This window comes from Microbulbifer sp. Q7, from assembly GCF_001639145.1.
In the GTDB taxonomy this organism is placed as follows: Bacteria; Pseudomonadota; Gammaproteobacteria; order Pseudomonadales; family Cellvibrionaceae; genus Microbulbifer.
Genome location: NZ_LROY01000002.1, coordinates 2,378,702 through 2,403,859, shown reverse-complemented (window position 1 = coordinate 2,403,859; position 25,158 = coordinate 2,378,702). Strand labels below are relative to the sequence as shown.

At 59.8% G+C, this 25,158-nt stretch carries 19 protein-coding genes and 5 tRNA genes; 23 read left to right on the top strand and 1 reads right to left on the bottom strand.

Going from position 1 to position 25,158, the window contains the following annotated elements:
- The first annotated feature begins 79 nt into the window (after positions 1-79).
- From AU182_RS15655 to AU182_RS15645, 3 genes are all read left to right on the top strand, one after another.
- Complete coding sequence (locus AU182_RS15655; protein ID WP_066967279.1) at positions 80-2,677, top strand: TonB-dependent receptor; 2,598 nt, start codon at positions 80-82, stop codon at positions 2,675-2,677.
- A 197-nt stretch (positions 2,678-2,874) separates the two neighbouring features.
- A complete protein-coding gene (locus tag AU182_RS15650; protein ID WP_066967275.1) occupies positions 2,875-4,806 on the top strand; it encodes a phytase in 1,932 nt (643 codons plus the stop codon).
- 79 nt (positions 4,807-4,885) lie between these two features.
- Positions 4,886-5,800 carry an aldo/keto reductase family oxidoreductase gene (locus tag AU182_RS15645; RefSeq protein ID WP_066967272.1) on the top strand — a complete coding sequence of 305 codons (915 nt, stop codon included), beginning with the start codon at positions 4,886-4,888 and terminating at the stop codon, positions 5,798-5,800.
- Between the two features lie 378 nt (positions 5,801-6,178).
- Here the strand turns inward: AU182_RS15645 and AU182_RS15640 are convergent, their stop codons facing one another.
- Complete coding sequence (locus AU182_RS15640) at positions 6,179-7,135, bottom strand: hypothetical protein (RefSeq protein WP_066967269.1); 957 nt, start codon at positions 7,133-7,135, stop codon at positions 6,179-6,181.
- 177 nt (positions 7,136-7,312) lie between these two features.
- Between AU182_RS15640 and AU182_RS15635 the strand changes: the two genes are divergently transcribed.
- From AU182_RS15635 to rpoB, 20 genes are all read left to right on the top strand, one after another.
- Positions 7,313-8,809 (top strand): alpha/beta fold hydrolase, encoded by a 1,497-nt coding sequence (locus AU182_RS15635; RefSeq protein WP_227718296.1) that lies wholly within the window; start codon positions 7,313-7,315, stop codon positions 8,807-8,809.
- Complete coding sequence (locus AU182_RS15630; protein ID WP_066967265.1) at positions 8,806-9,555, top strand: ATP-binding cassette domain-containing protein; 750 nt, start codon at positions 8,806-8,808, stop codon at positions 9,553-9,555. Before AU182_RS15635 ends, AU182_RS15630 begins: the two co-directional genes overlap by 4 nt.
- Entirely contained in the window at positions 9,552-10,742 is a 1,191-nt protein-coding gene (locus tag AU182_RS15625) for an ABC transporter permease (RefSeq protein WP_066967262.1), read from the top strand. Before AU182_RS15630 ends, AU182_RS15625 begins: the two co-directional genes overlap by 4 nt.
- A gap of 13 nt (positions 10,743-10,755) precedes the next feature.
- Positions 10,756-11,916, top strand: coding sequence for an alanine racemase (alr, locus tag AU182_RS15620; RefSeq protein WP_227718295.1), 1,161 nt, complete (start codon positions 10,756-10,758; stop codon positions 11,914-11,916).
- Positions 11,917-11,928: 12 nt separating this feature from the next.
- Positions 11,929-12,942, top strand: a complete 1,014-nt coding sequence (gene birA, locus AU182_RS15615; protein ID WP_153039252.1) for a bifunctional biotin--[acetyl-CoA-carboxylase] ligase/biotin operon repressor BirA — start codon at positions 11,929-11,931, stop codon at positions 12,940-12,942.
- A gap of 11 nt (positions 12,943-12,953) precedes the next feature.
- Positions 12,954-13,724 (top strand): type III pantothenate kinase, encoded by a 771-nt coding sequence (locus tag AU182_RS15610; protein ID WP_066967257.1) that lies wholly within the window; start codon positions 12,954-12,956, stop codon positions 13,722-13,724.
- A 341-nt stretch (positions 13,725-14,065) separates the two neighbouring features.
- Positions 14,066-14,803 (top strand): SPOR domain-containing protein, encoded by a 738-nt coding sequence (locus AU182_RS15605; RefSeq protein ID WP_066967254.1) that lies wholly within the window; start codon positions 14,066-14,068, stop codon positions 14,801-14,803.
- Between the two features lie 147 nt (positions 14,804-14,950).
- Positions 14,951-15,026 (top strand) — tRNA-Thr (locus AU182_RS15600).
- A 109-nt stretch (positions 15,027-15,135) separates the two neighbouring features.
- Positions 15,136-15,219 (top strand) — tRNA-Tyr (locus AU182_RS15595).
- 81 nt (positions 15,220-15,300) lie between these two features.
- Positions 15,301-15,374: transfer RNA gene (locus AU182_RS15590), tRNA-Gly, on the top strand.
- A gap of 110 nt (positions 15,375-15,484) precedes the next feature.
- Positions 15,485-15,559: transfer RNA gene (locus AU182_RS15585), tRNA-Thr, on the top strand.
- Between the two features lie 161 nt (positions 15,560-15,720).
- Positions 15,721-16,944 carry an elongation factor Tu gene (gene tuf / locus AU182_RS15580; protein ID WP_066967251.1) on the top strand — a complete coding sequence of 408 codons (1,224 nt, stop codon included), beginning with the start codon at positions 15,721-15,723 and terminating at the stop codon, positions 16,942-16,944.
- Positions 16,945-17,069: 125 nt separating this feature from the next.
- Positions 17,070-17,145: transfer RNA gene (locus tag AU182_RS15575), tRNA-Trp, on the top strand.
- Between the two features lie 115 nt (positions 17,146-17,260).
- On the top strand, positions 17,261-17,629 hold the full coding sequence (gene secE / locus AU182_RS15570) for a preprotein translocase subunit SecE (RefSeq protein WP_066967247.1): 369 nt from the start codon (positions 17,261-17,263) through the stop codon (positions 17,627-17,629).
- A 10-nt stretch (positions 17,630-17,639) separates the two neighbouring features.
- Positions 17,640-18,173, top strand: a complete 534-nt coding sequence (nusG, locus tag AU182_RS15565; RefSeq protein ID WP_066967245.1) for a transcription termination/antitermination protein NusG — start codon at positions 17,640-17,642, stop codon at positions 18,171-18,173.
- Positions 18,174-18,339: 166 nt separating this feature from the next.
- Positions 18,340-18,771, top strand: coding sequence for a 50S ribosomal protein L11 (rplK, locus tag AU182_RS15560; protein WP_066967242.1), 432 nt, complete (start codon positions 18,340-18,342; stop codon positions 18,769-18,771).
- On the top strand, positions 18,772-19,470 hold the full coding sequence (rplA, locus tag AU182_RS15555; RefSeq protein ID WP_066967239.1) for a 50S ribosomal protein L1: 699 nt from the start codon (positions 18,772-18,774) through the stop codon (positions 19,468-19,470).
- 276 nt (positions 19,471-19,746) lie between these two features.
- Positions 19,747-20,241, top strand: a complete 495-nt coding sequence (rplJ, locus tag AU182_RS15550; RefSeq protein WP_066967236.1) for a 50S ribosomal protein L10 — start codon at positions 19,747-19,749, stop codon at positions 20,239-20,241.
- Between the two features lie 97 nt (positions 20,242-20,338).
- A complete protein-coding gene (gene rplL / locus AU182_RS15545) occupies positions 20,339-20,710 on the top strand; it encodes a 50S ribosomal protein L7/L12 (RefSeq protein ID WP_066967233.1) in 372 nt (123 codons plus the stop codon).
- Positions 20,711-21,018: 308 nt separating this feature from the next.
- Positions 21,019-25,092: a DNA-directed RNA polymerase subunit beta gene (gene rpoB / locus AU182_RS15540; RefSeq protein WP_066967228.1), complete on the top strand. Its 4,074-nt coding sequence runs from the start codon at positions 21,019-21,021 to the stop codon at positions 25,090-25,092.
- Positions 25,093-25,158 lie beyond the last annotated feature (66 nt).

Genomic DNA, 25,158 nt, shown 5'->3' with positions numbered 1-25,158 from the left:
CGGCCAATGGCGTTTGCCAGCAAAACCTCTGCTCAAACAGCACTACTCAAACAGCACTACTCAAAGGGAACGGGGATTTATGATGAAGTCAGGATTCAGCTTGAAAATGATGGCACCGCTTGCCGCCGCAATCATCAGCGTCAATAGCGCGGCACAACAGCCATCGGAACAGCATCGCGAGGCGATAGAGACCATCGAGGTCACGGCCCAGGCGGCCAATGCCCGCAGTGATATCCAGCGCCAGCGGGCATCGAATAAAGTGGTGGCGGTGCAAACCTCCGAGGCCATCGGCGAATTGCCCGACGCCAATGTGACCGAAGCCCTGCAGCGCATGCCCGGTGTGTTTATTGCCCGCGACCAGGGCGAGGGCCGCTTCGTCGGCGTGCGCGGTATCGATCCCAACCTGAATGCCGCCACCATCAATGGTGTGAGCCTGCCGGCACCGGAAACCGACAGTCGCGCGGTGGCCCTGGATGTGATTCCTTCCGATCTGTTGGCCAGTCTGGAGGTATTCAAGACCCTGACTCCGGACATGAGCGCCGATTCCATCGGCGGCGCCATCGAGATCAAGAGCATTAATGGACTGGATCACGACGGCCAGACCTACAAGGTGACCGTGGAAAACGGCTACGGCGAACTGCAGGGTGAGAACAGCCCGAAACTTGCCGCTACCTACACCAACCAATTTTCGCTCGCTGGCCGCACCCTGGGCGTCGCCGTTGCGGCGTCCCATCAGCAGCGCAACTTCGGTTCCGAAAATATCGAAACCGACGGTGTTTGGGAGCAATACACGGCGCTTGATGGCAGCGTCGGTGTCACCGCTGCGGAGATCGAGCAGCGCGACTACACCGTAACCCGCGAGCGCACCGGGCTGGCAGCGAATTTCGACCTGGAGCTTGTCGATGGCAGCCAACTCTATTTGCACACCCTGTACTCGGATTTTGCCGATGATGAAGAACGCCAGCGCAATTCCTTCAAGCTGGACGAGGAAAACGACAGCCCGGACACTATTTCTGCGAGCGGCGTGACCTGGTCTGACGCAGCGCTGGAAAAAGAGTTGAAAGATCGCTTCGAGGAACAGCAGGTCCTGTCGGTAGTGGCCGGTGGTTCCCACGACCTGGAAAGCTGGGGTGTGGAATACGCACTGGGTTTCTCTCGCGCGGAAGAGACCGAGCCTGATCGTCGCGACACTACATTCGTGCAGGAGGGGCTAGAGCTGGGCTATACCCGCGCGGGCAAGATCCCGAAGATGTTTGCCGCCGATGCCCGCGCAATGGATGCCGCCAGCTATGCGCTGGACGAACTGGTCGTCGAAAACAACTTCACCGACGACGAGGAGGTCAGCGTGCGTATCGACTTCCGCCGCGATATCGATGTGGCGGGCTACCCGTCTGAACTGAAATTTGGTGTGCACGAGCGTCGTCGGGAAAAGACCGGCGACCTGAATGCCACCGTATACGATGGCTTCGGCAGCGACTTCACCCTCGCCGACTTTGCCAATGGCGGGATTGACTACGGCCTGGGTGATTTCGGCCCGGGCGTGAACAAGGGCGCCCTGAATGCCTTTATCAACGCCAATCTGGACAGCTTCGACATCGACCAAACCAGCACCGCGCTGGACTCGGCGCGCGATTACGTGATGCACGAAGATATCTCCGCGCTCTACCTGATGAACGACATTGATTTCGGCCGCACTAACCTGACCTACGGTATGCGCTACGAGGCCACGGATTTCACTGCTGCGGGCTACCGCGTGGCGGAGTCGGGCGAAGCGATTCCGGGTTCTGAAGAAATCGCCGACGACGTGTATGTCTCAGCGGTGTCGTACCAGCGCGACTACCGCAACCTGTTCCCGAGCGTGAACGTCAAGTACGACTACAGCGACAACATCGTACTGCGGGCGGCGTACACCGAGTCCCTGTCCCGGCCTTCGTTCGGCGACCTGAATCCGTCAGCCGCCGAAATTGAATACGACGAGGGAGAGTTGGAGGTGGCCGCGGGCAATCCGGCGCTGGATCCGTACGAAGCGCGCAACTTCGATGTGTCCTTCGAGTACTACACCGACGCCCTGGGTATTCTCTCCCTGGGTGCTTTCCACAAGCAGATCGAAAACTTTGTGGTGACCGCAGACGTGGCCAGCACCGCCGACTACCGCCAGTATGTGGGCAGCCTGGCGGTGCAAGAGGCGGAAATTTTCCAGCCGATCAACGGCGACAACGCCTCCCTGAGCGGTGCCGAGCTGGCCTGGACCCGCGGTTTCGATAATGGCTTCCTGCTGCGTGCCAACGCCACCATGACGGACTCGGAAGCGGACCTGGGCCTGGGCGCAGACGCCGGGCGCGGCAACAAAATTTCCCTGCCGTCCCAGGCGGACCTGGTGGCCAATGTTGTTGTCGGCTACGAGCGCGACGCCCTGAGCCTGCGCCTGTCCGCCGCCTACAAGGGCGAGAGACTGCTGGAGGTAGACCTGGAAGATGACGTGTTTGACCTGTACGAAGACGCACACATGCAGCTGGATTTTTCCGCCAGATACCGTTTCGAAAATGGCATGCAAATGTTCTTCAGCGGGGTAAACCTTACCGACGAGCCGTTTTACGCCAACCGCCGCGGCTACAACGGCCAGTACGAAACGTACGGCCCGGCCTACGTGCTGGGCGTGACTTACTCGTCCTTCTGAGTGCGGGCCGGCCGCGCAAGCGATTCAGGAAAAAAGTAGGAGCGGATGGCCTGGCGCCGGTGGCAACCCAGGCTTTCTGCTATTTTTTAAAGAGGATTCATTGGTCATCGGTGTACCACTTTGCTGACCCGGGTGGCGGGTTTTTGCTCCCGCGTGCCGGCCGAGTGACAACAGATCAGTCAAAGAACGAACGTACTATGACGTATAAAACTTTTTTGTATGGCGCGCTGGTGTCGTCCCTTGTGGGGCTGATGAGCGCCTGTGGCCCCCAGATCGAGCAGGCGGCTGCCCCCAAACCCATCACCCCGCAGAATGCACTGGCGTTGCAGGATGTGGTCTCCAGCCAGCTGGCGCCATTGCAGTTGGGCGGTGGCGATTATCTGCTGCTGGCCAGCGAGAAGCGCGGCCTGGTTCTGGTCGATGACAGCGGTCGCGAGCGGCTTGCGCTGGACGGCGGCACGGTGGAGCGTTTTGCCCTGCAGCAGCTGGCGCAGGACAACTGGCTGATTGCGGTCTACGACGAAGACAATGGTGAGCTGCAATTGCGCCTGCTGGACCTGGAAGAGGGCAGCCCGCGTATTCGTTACCTGGCGGCCATGGCCACCAGCGCGCCACAGGTGGCCCTGTGCTTCTCCCGACAGGCGGGCCGCACTCATCTGTTTGCCATCGATGAAAGTGGCCTCGGCCACGAGTATGTGGTGCACCCCCGTGAGCAGGCGTGGCAGTTCACCGAGGTGCGTCCACTGTATTTCGGTGAGCAGGTCTCGTCCTGCGTGGTCGACGATCGCAGCGGCAAGTTGCTTGTGGCCCAGCCACCGCTGGGCATCTGGAGTCTGAATGCCGATGCGGAAATGGATGAGGCGCGGGAAGTCTTTGTTGCCGCCAGTGCGCTGCCTGGAGCAAGCTTTGGCGGTTTATGGCTGGATGCCGGCAGCAGCAACCTGTGGTTGACCGCGGACGACAAGGTTCTGGCATTTAACATCCATGCACCGGAGCAGGGGCCGCATTTTGTCGAGGCTCTGGCCGAGATCAAGCCTGTATCGGCTGCGGTGCAGCAGGGCGCCCTGCTGGCACTGGAAGAAGAGAGCGACCGCGTGCATCGCTTTGCGGTGACGCTGCCCGAGCCCGCCGCCGAGCTGCAGGCATTCCGCGGCCTGCTGGAAATCCCGCGGGTGCGTGCCAGCGCACAGACCGCACCGGTGACCTCCGGTGGCGACGCCGCGGATGACCCGGCGATCTGGGTCAATCCGGTCAATCCGTCCGCGAGTCTGATTCTCGGCACGGACAAGAAAAGCGGTCTCAATGTGTATGACCTGAACGGCAAACTGCTGGAGCACTTCGCCGTGGGCCGGGTCAACAATGTGGACCTGCGCCCGATGCAGCACGGCAAGTTTGTCGCCATCGCCGCCGCCACCAACCGCACGGACCCCGGCGTCAGCCTGTTCGGTATCAGCGCGGCCGGTGAGGTGGAGTACCTTGGCCTGCGGAATCTGGCCATGGAAGATCCCTATGGCCTGTGCGTCTACCGCAAGGGGGCCGACCTGATGGCCTGGGTGTCGGACAAGGAGGGCGCGGTGCAGCTGCTGCAGATTGTGCCCGGTGCCGGCAATGTGGACTGGAGCCTGCGGCAACTGGCGACCCTGGAGGTGGAAAGCCAGGTGGAAGGCTGTGTGGTAGATGACGAAATGCAGCTGCTGTTCTTTGGCGAGGAAGACGGCGGCATCTGGCGTCTGGATATTGCCGCCTTCCTCGGCGGCGAAGCCGGGCCACAGCTGATTGCGGCGGTGGACGGCGAACGCCTGGCGGCGGATGTGGAAGGCATGGGCTTCTACCACGCCGGTGACAAAAGTTATCTGGTGGTATCGAGCCAGGGCAACAACAGCTATGCGCTGTTCAGTCGCGATGGCAGCCAGTTTGTGGGGCACTTCAGGGTAGACATCAATCTGGACAAGAGCCTGGACGGCAGCTCGGAAACCGACGGCCTGGAAGTGTCCAGCGCGGCGCTGGGCAGTCAGTATCCGCAGGGTCTGCTGGTGGTGCAGGACGGTCGCAACCGCATGCCCAGCCAGTCGCAGAACTTCAAGCTGGTGTCCTGGGCCGATATTGCCGAGACACTGAATCTGCCGTAAGCCTGCTGCGGGGGAGGAGCACTGGACTCCCCGGCCGTGCGAGAATCCGCTGGTATCGTCTGAACCAGCGGATTTTTTTATGCAGCGCATCACTTCCCCTCTCGTCCCCGAACTGTCGCTTTCGCGTATTGCCTTTGGCCTGTGGCGATTGACCGACTGGGGCTACACCCCCGCCGAACGTCTGTCGCTGTTCGAGCAGATGCTGGACCTGGGGGTGACGACCTTTGATCTTGCAGATATATACGGCGACTACCGCTGCGAGCAGTTTTTTGGCGAGGCCCTGAAGCTGAAACCGCAGTTGCGCGCGCGCATGGAAATTGTCAGTAAGTGCAGCATCCGCCTTGCCGGCGAAGCGTCTGGTGCGCGGATCAATCACTACGATACCGGTGCGGCGCATGTACGCTCGGCGGTGGAGACCAGCCTGCGGGACATGGGTATTGAGCAGATGGACCTGCTGTTACTGCACCGCCCGGATCCGTTGATGGATGCGGACGCGCTGGCTGGTGTTCTTGAGACCCTGGTGCAGGAAGGCAAGGTAAAACACCTGGGCGTTTCCAATTTCCTCCCGCACCAGTTTGACCTGTTGCAGTCCCGCCTGTCTTCGCCGTTGGTTGCCAATCAGATCGAAGTTTCCCTGCTACATTCCCTGCCCATGTTTGATGGCCAGCTGGATCACTGTCAGCAACACAAGGTGATCCCCATGGCCTGGTCACCGTTTGCCGGAGGACGCCTGTTCAGTGGCGACGACGCAGATGCGATGCGGGTACAACAGGGGTTAGCTCGCTTGAGTAAATCCTTCGGGCTGGATTCTGAAAACGGGCCCATGCAGTTGGCGCTGGCATGGTTACTGAAACATCCCTCGCAAATGCTTCCGGTACTGGGAAGTGGTAATCCCAAGCGGCTGGTTGCTGCTCTGGCCGCGCTGGAAATGGAACTGGATCGAGAAACGTGGTTTGAGTTGCTACGTGCTGGGCGTGGCAGAGACGTGGATTAGTTTGAGTTTGGTGGTATTTCTTCTTACGGCCCCTCAGTGGCGCTGGAGCACTGGGGTGTTGTATTTGGAACCGCTGTGAATACATCCCTGTACGCTGCGTCGCAAACGTCCCTGTTTGCGACGCTTCCAAATACAACACCCCAGCACTCCAGCTTCAATTTGAACTGGTGTGCTTCGTAAGCGAATGTTGATTCGGGGTAATTTAGTCAGATGTGAAGGTGTCGACGGTGGGGGAAGTTCGCGAGACCTTCAAAAACAGGATGTTTTTGCAGAGCCCCCAGGGATGGGTTCACGGCGTGTCTCGCGAACTTTCACCGCCGGCGGCGCCGCCACTGGAAGTGCTACGAAGTAACGTAGCAAAAACCTCAGAGGGTTAAATCATCCTGCGTAAGCGTTATCTGGTACCAGATCGTAATTCACGTCGCCAAGGTCAAACTGCTCGAGCGGCGCCAGTTGCATGGGGACGCGGTAGCAGCGCAGTACGTCGCCGTTGCGGCAATCCATCACATCGAGGTCTTCCCCAGCAATGCTGTGCAGCAGGCGGTCGAATTCGGTGACCGCCGAGGCGATGACCGATTTGTATTCGAGCTCATCCCCCAGCTTGATGTAGCGGGCGTCGCCGTCGGCGGTCTCAATGCGCAGCCAACCGGGGCCGCGCTCTGCGCCGGCAACACCCAGTACCAGCGCACCCTGCTGATCCTGGCACAGGGGTGTCAGGTCGTGCACGCACGGCTCTGGGCTCACCTCATTGCCAACCCACACCCAGCCCGGCAGGCCAATACGGGTCAGGTGCCACTCGGAGAGCCATACCGTCTGGTCGTCGTCCACCCGGAACTCGCTGTACTCCTTCTGCCCGCCGCGGCTGGCGAGATTTACATTCGCATCCGGATTTTCCTTGCGGAAAATGTGCAGCTGCTGGGTCATTTCGTAATTCACTTCCCAGTGCTTGCACAGCCGCCATTGCATCGGGTAATCCCCCCATTCCACCAGGTACTCCTCGCGCTCGCGAATCGTCTCCGCAACGCGCCAGAAGGCACCATCAATCAGGATGCAGGTATCGCCCGGCTTGCTGCCGGGGGCAATGATGCTGTGTTCGGGGGAGGCCTCGGAGGCATTGACCACGTGCTCACTGCGGCCCTCGATCACCTCGTACCAGGGGAAGCCATGGCGCAGGGGTGGGGGGAAGGCGAGGGGAGGACGGCCGGCCAGCAGGCGGCGAAACAGCACCGACTTTTCTATTTCCAGGTCGGACAGGGTGTAGCCTTCCTTCTGGGTAATTTGTCCCCAGGCAAAAGCAGCCCGTACCAGTTGTTTTTCTCTATCTGAAAAGCTCATGCGGTGGTGTGTATTAATTATTCAAAAGCGCAGCGACCGCAAACCTTACCACTGTGTGGCACAGTGTGCTATCGCAATTCACGGGCGCGCAGCCGCGGAGCGGGGGCTGGCTAGAGCGGTGGCGTAAAAAGTTCGGTAGACTGCCGGGGATTGACGGAAAAATTCAGGAGTAGATTCGTGGAAGTAAGGAAACATCCAGGACGTGCACACTGGCGCCGACTGGCCGCCGTGCTGGCCCTGCCACTGGGGATGGTTGGCGCAGGCCTGGCGCAGGCGCAGTCGCCGCAGCCCACCCTGTCCGGAGGGGGCAGCGACATACCCGCGTCGAGCCCCTGCTATCTCGATGGCTGGTCGGAATCCCTGCACTGCTACCAGATTGCGGTGGAAGGCAATACCCGGCTCTCGGTCAGAGTTGCGTCGGCGCTGAGCGGCGGCCAGCGCGAGCCTCTGTACATGCTTGCTGGTGGGCCGGGGCAAGCGGCCAGCCAGCTGGCAAAACTGCTGAACCCCCTGCGCAAGCTCAATCGCGAGCGGGACATCGTGTTTGTGGATCGCCGGGGAGCCGGCTATTCCAACCCGTTCGATTGCGGTATGGACGAAGATATGCCAGCGCAGCTGCAGGACTTTGTCGAGCAGCTGGCCAGCTGTTACCAGGCGCACCCGGAGCGCCCCAAAACCCTCAACAGTCGCCAGACGGTGGAAGACCTGGAGGTGGTGCGCAAGGCGCTGGGGCACGGCCGCATTTCCCTGTGGGGTGGTTCCTGGGGCACGCGTACGGCGCTGCTGTATCAGCAGTGGTATCCGCAATCCCTGCAGAGCCTGGTGCTGGATGGTGTCGCCCCCATCGATACCAAGGTGTTCCTGACTGCGCAGGCGGCAGAGGCATCGCTGCAACAACTGGTGGAGGCCTGTGCGGTCGACCCGGTCTGCGCCGATTTCGGTGACTGGCGCGGCGAACTCGATGCGCTGCTCACGGAGTGGACGCCAGAGCAGGCGGCGCGCTTTCCGGATCCATTTACCGGGGTTCCGGGCGAGGAGCCCGTCGAGGCCTGGATGCTGGCCAGCGCGGTACGCACCGCACTGTACGATCCCGGGGCGGCTGCGCAGCTACCTTTTGCCGTACATGAAGCACGCCGCGGCAATCTGTTGCCGTTGTCGGGTATCTTTGGCCTGTTTGCGCAGCTCGAAGGCAGTATGTCCATGGGGCTCACGTTCTCGGTTGCCTGTGCGGAGGAAATGCACCGGGTGTCTGCGGATGAGATTGCCTCAGACAGTGCCGGGACCTTTATCGGTGAGGCCTTTGTGCGCACCTTTATTGAGGGCTGCAAGCGCTGGCCGGTGGCGCCACGCCCCTATGCCGAACCCGCGCCGCGGGATCACCCGGTGCTGCTGATTTCTGGTAGTGCCGATCCGATTACGCCCCCGGTTTATGCCGATACCCAGCTTGAATACCTCCCGCACAAGCAGCACCTGGTAGTTGCGGGTGGAGGGCATATCAATTCTGCGCGTGGCTGTATTCCGGACCTGATCCGTACGTTCCTCGATACGCCGGACACCACACTGGATGCATCCTGTGTGGCGGACATCGAGCGGCCGCCGTTTATGGCCGCCGCCTACGGTCCAGCCATTTCCCCGCCCACACTTACGGCTCAACAGGGAGGGGCAGAGCAATGATTCGAGTAGACAATGTGTGTAAGTCTTTCGCCGGTAAGCCAGTGCTACAGGCGCTGAGCTTCGACGTGCCGGATGGCAAAATTACCGCGCTGCTGGGGGCGAACGGCGCCGGTAAAACCAGCTGCCTGCGTATCATCTGTGGTCTGTTGCAGCCGGCATCCGGCCGCGTTCTCGTAGGCGGCATTGATCCTGCCGTGGACCCGCAGGGGGCGCGGCGTCAGCTCGGCGTTGTGGGAGACCGCGAGGGTCTGTACGAACGCCTTACCGTGGCGGAATACCTGAAGATTTTTTCTCAGATGCAGGGCCTCGGGGGGAAAGACCTGCAGGATGCCCTGACCTCGGTGCGCGAGGAGCTGGAGCTGGGGGCACTGTGGGATCGACGCATGGGCGGCTTTTCCCAGGGTGAGCGCATGAAGGTGTCCCTCGCCCGCGCTCTGGTGCATCGCCCGCCGCACCTGATACTGGATGAGCCCACCCGCGGACTGGATGTGCTGGCGGTACGCCTGTTGCGCAAGACCCTGCTGCGGCTGCGGGCGGCCGGCACCACCATCCTGTTTTCCAGCCATGTGATGCCGGAAGTGGCCGAACTGTCGGATACGGTACTGGTGATGTCGGCTGGGCGCATTGTCGGCCGCGGCACACCGGCGGAGCTCGGCCGTACCACCGGGTGTGAATCACTGGAAGACAGTTTTGTCGCCCTGGCCTATGGCCGCCAGCAGGCGCAACAGGAGATGGAACCCGCATGAATCAGTCTTCGTGGATAGGTAACCTGGGGCAAATATTGCCGCTGCTGAAAAAAGAATTTCTGGAGGCCTGGCGCGATCGCCGCGCGTTGCTGACGGCGGTGAGTTTCTCCCTGCTGTTCCCGGTGATGTTGGCCGGCGGGACGGTGATGATGGTCAAGAAACAGACCGAGGAAACCGCGCGGGTTGCCCTGATCGGTGCTGAAGCGGCGCCGCTGCTGGCGGAAAAGCTGGTGGCGCCGTCGCTGGAAGTGGAGCAGCGCGCGGAGGGGGATCCCAAGGTGCTGCTGCAGGAGGGCTTTGATCTGGTGCTGGTGGTGCCGGAAGATTTTGCCCGACGCTACCAGGATTTCCGTGCCCCGCGGCTCTATCTGTATGTGGACAGCTCGGATACCGGCGCCAGGCGCGCCGAGCGTCAGGTGCAGCAGCGCCTCGCGGCCATGCAGCAATTGGTGGTCAATCAGCGACTGGCGGCGCGTGGTGTGGCGCCGCAACTGTTGGCCCCGTGGCAGGTGGAGATGCGCGACGTGAGTACACCGTCCATGCGCGGTGCGCTGATTCTCGCCGCGGTGCCCGGTCTGCTGATCCTGACGTTGTTTGTGGCCAGCCTGGCCACCTCGGTGGATACGTCTGCCGGTGAGCGGGAGCGGCTGAGCCTGGAGACGTTACTGGTGCAGCCGTTGCCCGCATGGCAGGTCATCACCGCGAAAATGCTGGCGGTGGCCAGTCTTGGCTGGTTGGGTTCCCTGCTGGCGGTCACCGCGCTGGTGTTGATGATGCCGTTCATGCCACTGGCGGAGCTGGGCATACAGCAGGCCACCACGCTGGGTGGCGTGATTGCCATGGGGTTGGTGCTGTTGCCCCTGGCGCTGCTGGTGGCGGTGTTGCAGATCCTGTTGGCGCTGCGCTCGCAGTCGTTCAAGGATGCACAGACGCAGCTCAGTATTTTTCAGATCGCGCCACTGGCGTTGCTGGTGATCCTGGATGCCGCTCAGATCGAGCTGGCCGATACCTGGCAGCTGTTGCCGTTGATCGGCCAGCAGCAGTGGCTCAAGGGCTTACTGGTGGGCAGTGCGGTGTCACCGGCCTGGATGCTGGCGGGATCGCTGGTCACCCTGGGGCTGGTCGCGGCGGCGGTCCTGGTCGGTGCGCGGGCATTGCGCCGCGAAACTCTGCTTTCAGCGGCCTGAGGGAGTGAGACCCGTGGATGAAAGTGGTACCCCTTTGGCCCATGATGCGAGCGAAGGCCTGCTGATCATCGATACCGGTGCGCTGGTGGACAACTATCGTGTGTTGCGCGGGCGCCTGCGCGCTGGCAGCCGCTGTGGTGCGGTGGTCAAGGCGGATGCCTATGGCCTCGGTGTCGTCCGGGTGGTGCCGGCGCTCTACGCTGCAGGATGCCGAGACTTTTTCGTTGCCACCCTGGCCGAGGGGAAGGTTGTGCGGCCCCTGTTACCGGGCGATGCCCGTATCGTCTTGCTGACCGGCGTACGTCCCGGCTTGGAGCGCGCCTGTGCTGAGGCTGGGCTCGTGCCGGTGCTGGTGACCACCGCGCAGATTCAGTCCTGGGTGGAGGCTACTGCGCGTGACGGTGTGGCGGCGCCCTGTGCGCTCAAGTTGGATTCCGGAATGACCCGCTTGGGCATGGAGCCCGCTGAGTTTCGGCGGTTATTGCAGCTGCCACCGCTATTGCAGTCGGCGAATATTCAGTTGTTTCTCAGCCACCTGGCCTGCGCGGATGATGCACGACACCCGCAGAATCGGCAGCAGTTGCAGCACTTTAGCGACGCCTGCAGTGCGCTGCGGCAGGTCTGCCCGGAGGTGGAAACCAGTCTCGCCAACTCCTCCGGGATCTATCTCGGTGAGTCCTATCATTTCGATGTGGCGCGACCGGGCGCGGCGCTGTACGGCGTCAACCCTACTCCGGAGTTGCCCAACCCCATGCGCGCGGTGGTACGGCTGCAGCTGCCAGTGTTGCAGGTGCGGCAGGTAGAGTGTGATAGCGCGGTGGGCTACGGTGCTACTCAGCAGGCTCGCGCCGGCAGCTGGCTGGCGGTGGCCCGTGGTGGTTATGCGGATGGCGTTCTGCGTACCCAGAGCGGCCGCGGGCGCGGTGCCGCGGTGATCGGAGGGGCGGCTTGTGAGTCGGAGCAACGCGTCGTGGTGCCGATGATCGGTCGGGTTTCCATGGACAGCTGTGTGTTTGATGTCAGCGCTCTGAGCGAGGAGCAGCGCGGGCGGCTGCAGGCCATCGAGCTGCTCAATGATCAGCTTACGGTCGACCATATGGGTGCCGCTGCCGGTACCATCGGCTACGAAATTCTTACCAGTCTCGGCCGCCGATACGGCCGCTGCTATTTGTAAAAGGTGCGGGTTTTGCCTGATTACACATCGCCAGAAAGCAACGCTTTTACGCAATTGCGGCCACTGTTGTTGCTGTTGGCGGACGGTGCGGTCCATTCCGGTGAATTCCTGGGCGAGCGCCTCGGGGTAAGCCGCGCGGCCGTCTGGAAGCAGCTGCAGAAGCTGGAGCAACTGGGGGTGGAAGTCTCCTCGGTCAAGGGCCGCGGTTATCAATTGCCTGGCGGCCTCGAGTTGCTGGATGCGGATGCCATCGGCTTGGGGTTGTCGGATCCGGCGCGCATGCTGATCGGCGATCTGGACCTGTATGACCTGGTCGATTCGACAAATGCGCGCACACTGGAGGCGCTGGAAGCCGGACGCGGCCACGGCAAGGTGGTGCTGGCGGAGCAGCAGAGTGCCGGGCGTGGGCGCCGTGGGCGTCAATGGACCAGTCCGTTTGCCAGTGGCGTGAGTCTGTCTGTCGGCTGGCAGTTCAACGGTGGGGTGCCGTTGCTGGAGGGATTGAGCCTCGCGGTTGGTGTCGCGCTGGCCCGTGCGCTGGCGCAGTTTGATGTGCCGGGCGTGCGCCTCAAGTGGCCCAATGACGTGTGGTGCCGTGGACGCAAGCTGGCCGGTGTGCTGTTGGAGTTGAGTGGTGACCTTACAGACCGCTGTGCGGTGGTAGTGGGAATTGGCTTGAATATGCGACTGCCAGCGTCCGCCGCAGAAGCCATTGGGCAGCCGTGGATTGACCTTGAAGCGGTGCGGCCGGGTATCTCCCGCAACGCGCTGGTGGCGGCAATGCTGAATGAGCTTCTGCCGATGCTGGAGACCTACCCCGAGTCCGGGTTCGCCCGTTGGCGTGAAGCGTGGCTGGCGTTGGACCAGTTTGCCGGTGCCGAGGTGTGCCTGCAGTCGGCCCAGCAGCGCTGGTGTGGCATTGCGCGCGGCGTGGACCGTAGCGGTGCGCTGTTACTTGAAATCGATGGCGAGCCGAGGGTGTTTCACGGTGGAGAAGTGTCCTTGCGTCCGGCCAGTGGCGGTTAGAGAGCGCGAATATGACGATCCTCGAACTGGACCAGGGCAATACGCGCGCCAAGTGGCGCCTGATTACTGACGCCGGTGATGGCGCTGTCTCGGTAGTCGAGCGGGGAGTGCTGGGTCCCGGCGAGTGGTGGCTGGGGGATACCTTGCCGGCCGCGTGGCGGACGCATGCGCCGCAGCGGGTACGCGCGGCCAACGTGGCCGGCGCGGGTGTTGCGCAGGCGATCTCCGCGTGTCTCTATGACGCGCTGGGCCTGAATGTGGCGTTCGCCCGCGTGCGTGCCGAATGCGGAGGCGTCCGTTGCGCATACCGGGACATTTCCCGGCTCGGGGTGGACCGCTGGCTGGCGGTGCTCGCTGCGTATCGGCGCGCCCCGTCACCGGCACTGGTGGTGGATTGTGGCAGCGCGGTGACCCTCGATCTGTTGGGTGCCGGTGGCGAACACCTGGGGGGCTACATAGTCCCGGGGCTGGGTTTGATGCGGCGGGCGCTGTACGCCGATACCGACGCGGTGAAAGTAGCACCTCCGGCGAGTGCGATTAGTTCACTGGCGCCGGGGTGTGACACGGCCGAGGCGGTTAACCACGGCCTGCCGTTAATGGTACTGGGGGCCGTGGAGCGCGCCTACGACGGCCTTGTCCACCGCTGTGCGGTGGAGGGGCATTCTGCGCCGCGCCTGCTGTTCTGCGGGGGCGATGGGGCTGTGCTTGCCCGCTGGTGCGATCGCCCGAATGTAGTGATTGAAGACCTGGTGATGGAGGGGTTGGCGCTTACCAACCCGTAGCGATAATGCTCCCCGGCTGCCGCAATGGTGTTCAGTCGAGCCTTTTGGTGGCGTTGCCGCTACCGGGTGCGGTCTTGCGAGACACGCGGTAAACCCATCCATGGGGCTCTGCACCGCCATCCATGGCGGTGAAGGTCCCGCAAGACCGCACCCGGCATCGTCACCTTCGCCCGTGGCTGTGTTAGGTGAACACCACTACCCCGGTTACCGGTGTTTTTGCCTGTGGTGTGCGCCAGTAGCCGTCAGGGAATGGCGGCGGTTGGCTAGAATGCCCGTTATTTTGCCGAGGGGTGCGATGTCGCGCCCCTATTAACTGTTTGTTTCAGTGGCTCAGAGAAATTATGCGTTGGATTTTTATTCTATTGGTACTGGCTAACATCGGGCTCCTGGCCTGGTTTATGTCGAGTGGCGACCCTGCTCCGGTGCGGGTTGCCCCCGCCGCTCAGGACGAGCGTGCCGCCAGTATCACATTGCTAAGCGAAGCGGACCCCGCATCGCTGGTTGACGCCGACGAGGCGCCGACGTCTCCGAAAGTTTCCGAGCCGCCCCCTTCCTCCGATCAAACGGCTTCCGCTTCCGGCGGGTTGTGTACGCTGGTGGGCCCCTTTGAGCTCGCCTACCAGGGAGAAGACGTGGCGCAGCGCCTGAAGGCGCTGCAGCTGGAGGCTTCCCTCGAAGAAATAGAAATGCAGGGCCAGATGCGCTACTGGGTTTTTCTCGCGCCGCTAAACTCTTCGCAGGAGGCGTTTCGCAAGTTGAGGGAGTTGCAGGCCGCCGGCATCGATAGCTACGTCATACCCAAGGGTTCTCTGGAGAATGGGATATCCTTTGGCATCTTTTCCGAGATCGAGCGTGCCGAGGCGCTCAAGGAAGAGTTGAATGAGCGCGGATTCGCCGCCGAGTTTCGCGAAGAGCCGCAGACCTATCTCGAGCGCTGGGTGGTTCTCGGTGTCTCGGATGGCGGGCGTCTGGAGGATGTTGTCGCCGAGGGTTTCTGGGATCAGCTACAGCGCGACTACCCGGATGTCGAGCGCCGCCAGAACCTGTGTAGCGAGATTCGTCGCGGTTCCGAGGAGTAATTTAACGGCCGGATTCATCGGGGTGAAGAAAAGCGACAATCCCCTGTTGCGTGTCGCGGACACTTCCCCTAGAATCCCGCCTCCACTTAAGGGGGAGGTCAACAACCCCGGGTGGTCTTGCTGTCTTAACGGGCGGCAATATGGGGCGCTGGCGTAGCTCAGTTGGTAGAGCAGCTGACTTGTAATCAGCCGGTCGGGGGTTCGACTCCTCTCGCCAGCTCCATTCTTTCTCGCTTCATGTGCTTTTGAAGAATTTCAGGTAAGTATGTGAATTTGAAAGAAAAAATGTTGACATCGAAGAGGTTGCTGTAGAAAATACGCACCGCTTTCGAGCAGGGGTTCCCGAGTGGCCAAAGGGATCAGACTGTAAATCTGACGCGCAAGCTTCGGTGGTTCGAATCCACCCCCCTGCACCATTATTCAGATGCCTGTGTGCTGGCATCGAAGGTAGAAGAAGTTGTTTGGTCTTCTATCGTGGAGGTTTTCGCACGCGGTTCGCGGGCATAGTTCAATGGTAGAACCTCAGCCTTCCAAGCTGATGATGCGGGTTCGATTCCCGCTGCCCGCTCCATTCGCATGTGTGGAGCCCGGTTAGTTTGGTAGGAAGTCATTCGGCCCTGGGTTGAGTGCAAAGCAGGCGGCCCCGCCTGCGTCGGCAGCAAGCTGCTGGCACTGGAGTAAGCTCATGTAGCTCAGGGGTAGAGCACACCCTTGGTAAGGGTGAGGTCGGCGGTTCAAATCCGCCCATGAGCTCCATTATTCGTAGCCGCGGTGACCTGTGTCTCCGCGGTTATTTGTATCCGGCTTTTTTGCCTTTGGGCGGGTCTGGGTGCATTGGTTCCCGGGCAGGTTCCTGGCGGGAGCTGTTCTTGGGTAAAGTCGCTAGTTCGGCTCACGCTTATATTGGGAGGCCCGCAATGGGAAAAGAAAAGTTTGAACGTTCCAAGCCCCACGTAAACGTGGGCACCATCGGTCACGTTGACCACGGTAAAACCACCCTGACCGGTGCGCTGACTCGCGTATGTTCCGAAGTGTGGGGCGGCGCTGCCGTTGCCTTCGACGGTATCGACAATGCTCCGGAAGAGCGTGAGCGTGGTATCACCATCGCCACCTCTCACGTGGAATACGAGTCCCCGACCCGTCACTACGCGCACGTAGACTGCCCGGGACACGCCGACTACGTGAAGAACATGATCACCGGTGCTGCTCAGATGGACGGCGCTATCCTGGTATGTGGCGCGACCGACGGTCCTATGCCGCAGACTCGCGAGCACATCCTGCTGTCTCGTCAGGTGGGTGTACCTTACATCGTGGTATTCCTGAACAAGGCTGACCTGCTGGCAGAAGACTGCGGCGGCGTAGGCTCTGAAGAATACACCGAGATGCTGGAACTGGTTGAAATGGAGCTGCGCGAGCTGCTCGACCAGTACGAGTTCCCGGGTGACGACACTCCGATCATCGCTGGTTCTGCCCTGATGGCCCTGAACGGCGAAGACGACAACGAGCTGGGCACCTCTGCAGTTAAGAAGCTGGTAGAGACCCTGGACGAGTACATCCCGGAGCCGGAGCGTGCCATCGATCAGCCGTTCCTGATGCCGATCGAAGACGTATTCTCCATCTCTGGTCGCGGTACCGTAGTAACCGGTCGTGTAGAGCGTGGCATCATCAATACTGGCGACGAAATCGAAATCGTTGGTATCAAAGACACCACCAAGACCACCTGTACCGGTGTTGAGATGTTCCGCAAGCTGCTGGACGAAGGCCGTGCTGGTGAGAACATCGGTGCGCTGCTGCGTGGCACCAAGCGTGACGAAGTTGAGCGTGGTCAGGTCCTGGCGAAGCCGGGCTCCATCACCCCGCACACCAAGTTCGAAGGTGAGGTGTACATCCTGTCCAAGGACGAAGGTGGTCGTCACACCCCGTTCTTCAAAGGCTACCGTCCGCAGTTCTACTTCCGTACCACCGACGTAACTGGTGCGGTTGAGCTGCCGGAAGGTACTGAAATGGTAATGCCGGGCGACAACATTCAGATGTCTGTGACTCTGATCTGCCCGATCGCCATGGAAGAAGGTCTGCGCTTCGCGATCCGTGAAGGTGGCCGTACCGTTGGTGCTGGCGTTGTAGCCAAGATCATCGAGTAATCGTTGTATCAAGGGTGGCCGCCAGTGCGAATTGGTGGTCACGCTTGCAAACGTTGGGGTTGGTGGTATGATCCGCCCCTCGTTTTTTCCGGTACTGACATGTGTGTCATGTATCCGGGTGTTTCAGGCCAGTAGTTCAATTGGTAGAGCACCGGTCTCCAAAACCGGCTGTTGGGGGTTCGAGTCCCTCCTGGCCTGCCAACTTTCAGATGCCCGCAAGGGGCCTGCAGTTGGGCTATCCTGTACTGCTGTCGCTCTTTGTGGTCGTTGGCAATAAAGGCGCCTCGCAGTTTTGGCGCGCTAAAGGCTTCTTTGTATGAACGCTAAAGTAGAGGCGAAAACCTTTCGTCTTGATGGCCTCAAGTGGCTGCTGGTAGTGCTATTGGTTGGCGCTGCCGTTGCCGGCAATTCCTACTACGCCGAATTCCCCCTGCTGTATCGTGTGCTGGCAATCGTTGTGCTCTGCCTGGCGGCGGTGTTTGTTGCGGTCCAGACCGAGAAGGGCAATGCGCTCTGGACTCTGGTGCGGGAAGCGCAAAATGAAGTGCGCCGGGTGGTGTGGCCGACCCGTCAGGAGGCAACCCAGACCACTTTGATCGTGGTGGTGTTTGTGCTGCTGATGGCAGTCATTCTCTGGGCGCTGGACTCCGGTCTCGGTTGGGTCGCCTCCAAGATCATTGGCTAAAGGTTAAACCATGGCAAAGCATTGGTATGTAGTTCAGGCTTACTCCGGCTATGAGAAGCGTGTGAAAAACACTCTCAAGGAGCGCATTGAGCTGCACGAAATGGACCACCTCTTTGGTGAGGTGTTGGTTCCCACCGAAGAAGTGGTGGAAATGCGTGCCGGCCAGAAGCGTAAGAGTGAGCGCAAGTTCTTCCCTGGCTATGTGCTGGTGGAGATGGAGCTGAACGATGACACCTGGCACCTGGTGAAAGAGACCCCGCGTGTGCTGGGCTTTATCGGTGGCAAGGCAGACAAGCCGGCGCCGATTACCGATCGCGAAGCTCAGGCTATCCTGAATCGCATCGATGACTCTGTCGATAAGCCCAAACCCAAGACGCTGTTCGAGCCGGGTGAGATGGTGCGTGTTATCGACGGTCCGTTTAATGATTTCAACGGTGTGGTCGAAGAGGTCAACTACGAAAAGAGCCGTCTGCGTGTGGCGGTGTTGATCTTCGGTCGTTCTACACCGGTAGAGCTGGAATTCGGCCAGGTAGAAAAGAGCTGAGTTCGAGCTGAAAGGATTCGGCCCTCTTTCACTGTTTGTGGAAGGGGGCTTTCGCGTCCCTGAAAACCAAGTTGTGTGTTTTTCGGGCAAACAGGGGAGCTGAGCGTTGCACGTTTGTATGAGTGTACAGCGCAGGCGTTAGAACCCAGTTAAAGAGGAAGCTGTAATGGCTAAGAAAATCGAAGCTTACATCAAGCTGCAAGTAAAGGCCGGTCAGGCCAACCCGAGCCCTCCCGTTGGTCCTGCACTGGGTCAGCACGGCGTGAACATCATGGAGTTCTGTAAGGCGTTCAACGCACAGACCCAGAATCTGGAGCCGGGTCTGCCGGTGCCGGTTGTGATCTCTGTATACAGCGATCGCTCGTTCACCTTCATCATGAAGTCTCCGCCCGCCGCGGTTCTGCTGCGCAAGGCTGCCAAGATCAAGAGCGGTTCCGGCCGTCCGAACACTGAGAAGGTCGGTAAAGTGACCCGTGCTCAGATCGAAGAGATCGTGGAAATGAAAAAGGCAGACCTGACTGCATCGGATATGGATGCAGCTGTACGCACTATCGCTGGTTCCGCGCGCAGTGCCGGTATCGAAGTGGAGGGCGTGTAAGTGGCTAAATTGACCAAGCGTCAGCGCGCGATCGCTGAAAAAATTGAAGCTGGCAAGGCATACGGCATCGATGAAGCTGTTGCTCTGCTGAAGGAATTCTCCAACGTCAAGTTTGCGGAAACTGTTGATGCTGCCATCAACCTGGGCATTGACCCGCGCAAATCTGACCAAGCTGTACGTGGTGCGACCACCCTGCCACACGGCACCGGTAAAGAAGTACGCGTTGCCGTATTTACCCAGGGTGCTAACGCCGACGCCGCTAAAGAAGCAGGCGCCGACCTGGTGGGTATGGACGAACTGGCCGCTGAAGTGAAAGCCGGCAAAATGGATTTCGACGTGGTTGTGGCTTCCCCGGACGCCATGCGCGTTGTTGGCCAGCTGGGCCAGATCCTGGGCCCGCGCGGCCTGATGCCGAACCCGAAAACCGGCACCGTAACTCCTGATGTTGCGACTGCGGTTAAGAATGCCAAGGCCGGTCAGGTGCGTTTCCGCGCTGACAAAGGCGGCATCATTCACGGCGGTATCGGCAAGGTTGCCTTCGACGCAAACCTGCTGAAAGAAAACCTGGAAGCACTGGTTGCTGACCTGAAAAAGGCCAAGCCGGCTTCCGCGAAAGGCGTGTATCTGAAGAAGATCACCCTGAGCACTACCATGGGCCCGGGTCTGACCATCGACCAGGCCTCTCTGGACGTTAAGTAACTTTCCCGGAAAGTTACCGCGTTCAGTAAAAAGAACTTTGGGGTTCGCCACTTTGCTTGCAGGGTGGCGGGTCGTCAAAGACCGTAGGTGCGGTGTGTTTTTGAGGTTTAAATGCACCCCGCTTAATCCACTCTCTGGCCAGGCCGGCCGTTAAAGAGAGTGAGCCTACGCAGACGGTGTGCCCAAACCAGTATTTTTACTGGATTTGAGCTTTAAGCACCGGAACGGATCGGGTTCATGATGTCCCGATCTTTTTTCAAATCCAGGAGTGACACTATGGCTATTGGACTCGTAGACAAGAAAGCGATTGTCGCGGAAGTCCAGCAGGCTGCTGAGGGTGCTCTGTCTGCGGTTGTTGCGGATTCCCGTGGCGTAACCGTGAATGACATGACCACTCTGCGCAAAGAGGCTCGCGAGAACGGCGTTTGGTTGAAAGTCGTCCGCAATACTCTGGCGCGTCGCGCTCTGGCCGGTACCGAATTCGAATGTCTCATTGAGAAATTCGTCGGTCCCAGCATTATTGCCTTTTCCAACGAACATCCGGGTGCCGGCGCGCGTATCCTGAAAGAGTTCGCCAAGGGCAATGACAAGCTGGAGCTGAAAGGTGCCGCCTTCGAAGGCGTAGCGACTGACGTTGCACTGTTGGCAAGCCTGCCGACTTACGACGAAGCTATCGCCAAGCTGATGAGCGTTATGAAAGAAGCCTCTGCTGGCAAACTGGTTCGCACTATTGCGGCCGTTCGCGACCAAAAAGAGCAGGAAGCTGCGTAATTATTTCGCGAGAGCGAAACGACAGTTTTCATTTAACTCTTTTTTACATATGAATTTATGGGCAGTTTTCTGCTCACACGAAATCAGGTACTAACTCATGTCTCTGACTAAAGAAGATATCATCAATGCGATCGCTGAAATGTCCGTTAAGGACGTTGTTGAGCTGATCGAAGCTATGGAAGAGAAGTTCGGCGTAACTGCGGCTGCTGCTGTTGTTGCTGGCGGTGCTGCTGGTGGCGAAGCTGCTGCAGAAGCAAAAGACGAATTCGACGTAATTCTGACCTCTGCTGGCGACAAGAAAGTGAACGTGATCAAAGCTGTTCGCGGTCTCACCGGTCTGGGCCTGAAAGAAGCCAAAGCTCTGGTAGACGGCGCTCCGAGCCCGCTGAAAGAAGGCGTGTCCAAGGACGAAGCCGAAGCAGCGAAGAAAGAGCTGGAAGAAGCTGGCGCTTCCGTAGAACTGAAGTAATTCGGATCTACACACCACCGTCAGTGGCTGCGTAATCAACCACTGACGGCAAGGCTGGTGGACATGTGTCCGCCGGCCTTTTTGCCGTTTGCGGCATGGGGCTTTTTTACGCCAAAGGCGAAGAAAGTTACAGGCCGTAGTCGACACCGAAATCGAGAGGTTTGCGCACAGGGCGGTGCAGTTTTTAACCACCTGTTTTAAGCGTAGCGCAATGTGCAGAGACTTCTCGCCCGAATGGGCTGCGTATCGTCAGAAAACTGACCGCAGCTCTGATGAAGTCTTGTCACCGATCAAGCTGGGGAATATGAATGGCTTACTCATACACTGAGAAAAAACGTATCCGCAAGGATTTTGGCAAACTGCCTAAGGTCATGGACGTGCCTTTCCTGCTTGCGATACAGCTGGACTCGTATCGCAAATTTACTCAGGCCGACACGCGCCCGGATGAGCGCCTGGATATTGGCCTGCAGGCGGCGTTCAAGTCTGTATTTCCGATTGTCAGTTACTCTGGCAACGCCGCTCTGGAGTACGTGAGCTACACCCTCGGCAAACCTGCGTTCGATGTCAAGGAGTGTACTCTGCGCGGCGTGACTTACGCATGCCCGCTGCGGGTGCGTGTTCGCCTGATTATTTACGATAAGGAATCAGCGAATAAGTCCATCAAGGACATCAAGGAACAGGAAGTGTACATGGGCGAAATCCCGCTCATGACCGAGAACGGTACCTTCGTTATTAACGGTACCGAGCGTGTTATCGTGTCTCAGTTGCACCGCTCCCCGGGTGTATTCTTCGATCACGACAAAGGCAAGACCCACTCCTCCGGTAAGCTGTTGTACGCCGCGCGGGTGATTCCCTACCGCGGATCCTGGCTGGACTTCGAGTTCGACCCGAAAGACCTCGTGTACGTGCGTATCGACCGTCGTCGTAAGTTGCCAGCGACCATCCTGCTGCGCGCCCTGGGTTTCACCTCCCAGGAAATGCTGGACATGTTCTTCGAAACCAGCACGTTCACCCTCGAAGACGATACCGTCAGCCTGGAGCTGATTCCGTCGCGCCTGCGTGGTGACGTTGCCTTCTTCGACATCAAGGACGGCAAGGGCAAGGTGATCGTTGAAGAAGGTCGCCGCATTACCCCGCGCCACATTCGCCAGCTGGAAAAAGCCGGCGTGGAGAATCTGGAAGCGCCGCTGAATTACCTCAACGGCCGAGTGCTGGCGCACGACATCATTGACGAGACCACCGGTGAAGTGGCGGTGGAATGTAACACCGAAATCACCGATGAAGTTGTAGCCAAGCTGCGCCTCCTGAACGTCAAGACCATCCACACGTTGTACACCAACGACCTGGATTGTGGTCCGTTTATTTCCGACACCCTGCGTGCGGATCCGTCTCGCACCCAGCTGGAAGCTCTGGTAGAAATCTACCGCATGATGCGCCCGGGCGAGCCGCCCACCAAGGAATCAGCAGAGTCTCTGTTCGAGAACCTGTTCTTCTCCGACGAGCGCTACGACCTGTCTGCGGTTGGCCGCATGAAGTTCAACCGCCGTCTGGGCCGTGAAGACGAGACCGGACAGGGCACCCTGAGCAAGGACGACATCGTCGACGTGCTCAAGACCCTGATCGAGATTCGTAACGGCCGCGGCATGGTGGACGATATCGACCACCTGGGTAACCGTCGTGTGCGTTCCGTGGGCGAAATGGCCGAGAACCAGTTCCGTGTGGGCCTGGTGCGCGTCGAGCGTGCAGTGAAAGAGCGTCTGTCCATGGCAGAGTCCGAAGGCCTGATGCCGCAGGACCTGATCAATGCCAAGCCGGTGGCCGCGGCGGTGAAGGAATTCTTTGGTTCCTCCCAGCTGTCCCAGTTTATGGACCAGAACAACCCGCTGTCGGAAGTGACCCACAAGCGCCGCGTATCCGCGTTGGGCCCGGGTGGTCTGACCCGTGAGCGTGCCGGCTTTGAGGTGCGAGACGTACACCCGACCCACTACGGCCGTGTGTGTCCGATTGAAACCCCGGAAGGTCCGAACATTGGTCTGATCAACTCCCTGGCCACCTATGCCCGCGCCAACCACTACGGCTTCCTCGAAAGCCCGTATCGGAAGGTGATTGACGGTCAGCTGACCGATCAGATCGAATACCTGTCTGCAATCAACGAAGCCAACTACGTGGTTGCACAGGCGTCCGCCGCGGTGGATGAAAACGGTCGCTTTACCGATGACCTGGTCAGCGTGCGCTACCAGTACGAATTCACTCTGAAGACCCCGGATGAAATCCAGTACATGGACGTGTCCGCCCGTCAGGTGGTGTCTGTGGCTGCGGCAATGATTCCGTTCCTGGAACACGATGACGCCAACCGCGCACTCATGGGATCGAACATGCAGCGTCAGGCGGTTCCAACCCTGCGCGCTGAGAAGCCGCTGGTGGGTACCGGCATGGAGCGCACCGTAGCGCGCGACTCCGGTGTGTGTATCGTGGCCAAGCGTGGCGGTGTAATCGAGCGTGTGGATGCCAGCCGTGTGGTTGTGCGTGTGCACGATGACGAAGTAGAGGCCGGTGATGCGGGTGTGGATCTGTATGGTCTCACCAAGTACACCCGCTCCAACCAGAACACCTGCATCAACCAGCGCCCGATCGTGAAGACCGGAGACGTGGTTGCGCGCGGCGATATCCTCGCTGACGGCCCGTCTGTGGACCTGGGTGAGCTGGCGCTGGGCCAGAACATGCGCATCGCGTTCATGCCCTGGAACGGTTACAACTTCGAGGACTCCATCCTCGTCTCCGAGCGCGTGGTACAGGAAGACCGCTTCACCACCATCCACATTCAGGAACTGACCTGTATTGCCCGTGATACCAAACTGGGCAGTGAGGAAATCACCGCGGATATCCCCAACGTGGGTGAGTCTGCGCTGAACAAACTGGATGAGTCCGGCATCGTGTACATCGGTGCGGAAGTAGGTGCTGGCGACATTCTGGTGGGCAAGGTGACTCCGAAAGGCGAAGCCCAGCTGACACCGGAAGAAAAACTGCTGCGCGCAATCTTCGGTGAGAAGGCCTCCGACGTTAAAGACACCTCCCTGCGCGCGCCATCCGGCACCCGCGGTACCGTGATCGACGTACAGGTGTTCACCCGCGACGGTCTGCAGAAAGACCAGCGCTCTCTCGCTATCGAGAAAGCCCAGCTGGACGAAGTGCGCAAGGACCTGAACGAAGAGTACCGCATTGTTGAAGGCGCGACCTTTGAGCGTCTGGCGGCGGCACTGGACGGCCAGAAGGTTGCCGGTGGCAAGGGCGTGAAGAAAGGCGACGTACTGAACGCTGAAGTCCTCGCCGGCCTGCCGCGCGAAGACTGGTTCAAGCTGCGCATGGCCGAAGAGAGCCTGAACGAGCAGCTGGAAAAAGCCGAAGCCCAGCTGAAAGAGCGTCGCAAACTGCTCGACGAGCAGTTTGAAGACAAGAAGAAAAAGCTGGAGTCCGGCGACGACCTGGCACCGGGCGTGCTGAAAATCGTCAAGGTATACCTGGCGATCAAACGTCGCATCCAGCCGGGTGACAAAATGGCCGGCCGTCACGGTAACAAAGGTGTTATCTCCGTGATCAAGCCGGTGGAAGACATGCCGTACGACGAAAACGGTGAGCCGGTAGATGTGGTGCTTAACCCGCTGGGTGTACCGTCCCGTATGAACGTCGGTCAGGTGCTGGAAATGCACCTGGGTATGGCGGCGAAAGGCCTCGGTGTCAAAATCGATCGCATGATCAAGGAGAAACAGGAAGCAGCGAAGGTTCGTGGTTTCCTGGAAGAAGTCTACAACTCCACTGGCGGTCGCAAGGAAGAGCTGGACGAGCTGTCCGACGAGGAAGTTCTGGCCATGTCCGAAAACCTGCGTCGTGGTGTCCCCATGGCAACGCCGGTCTTCGACGGTGCCGCAGAGCCCGAGATCAAGAAGCTGCTGCGTCTGGCGGACATTCCGGATTCCGGCCAGATCACCCTGTTCGACGGCCGTACCGGTGACTCCTTCGAGCGTCCGGTCACCGTGGGCTACATGTACATGCTGAAGCTGAACCACCTGGTAGACGACAAGATGCACGCGCGTTCTACCGGTTCCTACAGCCTGGTTACCCAGCAGCCGCTGGGTGGTAAGGCGCAGTTCGGTGGTCAGCGGTTCGGTGAGATGGAGGTGTGGGCACTGGAAGCATACGGTGCCGCCTACACCCTGCAGGAAATGCTCACGGTCAAATCCGATGACGTGGAAGGTCGTACCAAGATGTACAAAAACATCGTGGATGGCGACCACCGCATGGAGCCGGGCATGCCCGAATCCTTCAACGTACTGGTCAAGGAAATCCGCTCGCTGGGTATGAACTTCGAGCTGGAAAACGAATAAGACTGGTAACAATCGGATTTAGTAGACAGAGACCGGTGGTGTCGATTCAGAAATCGCATGCCACCG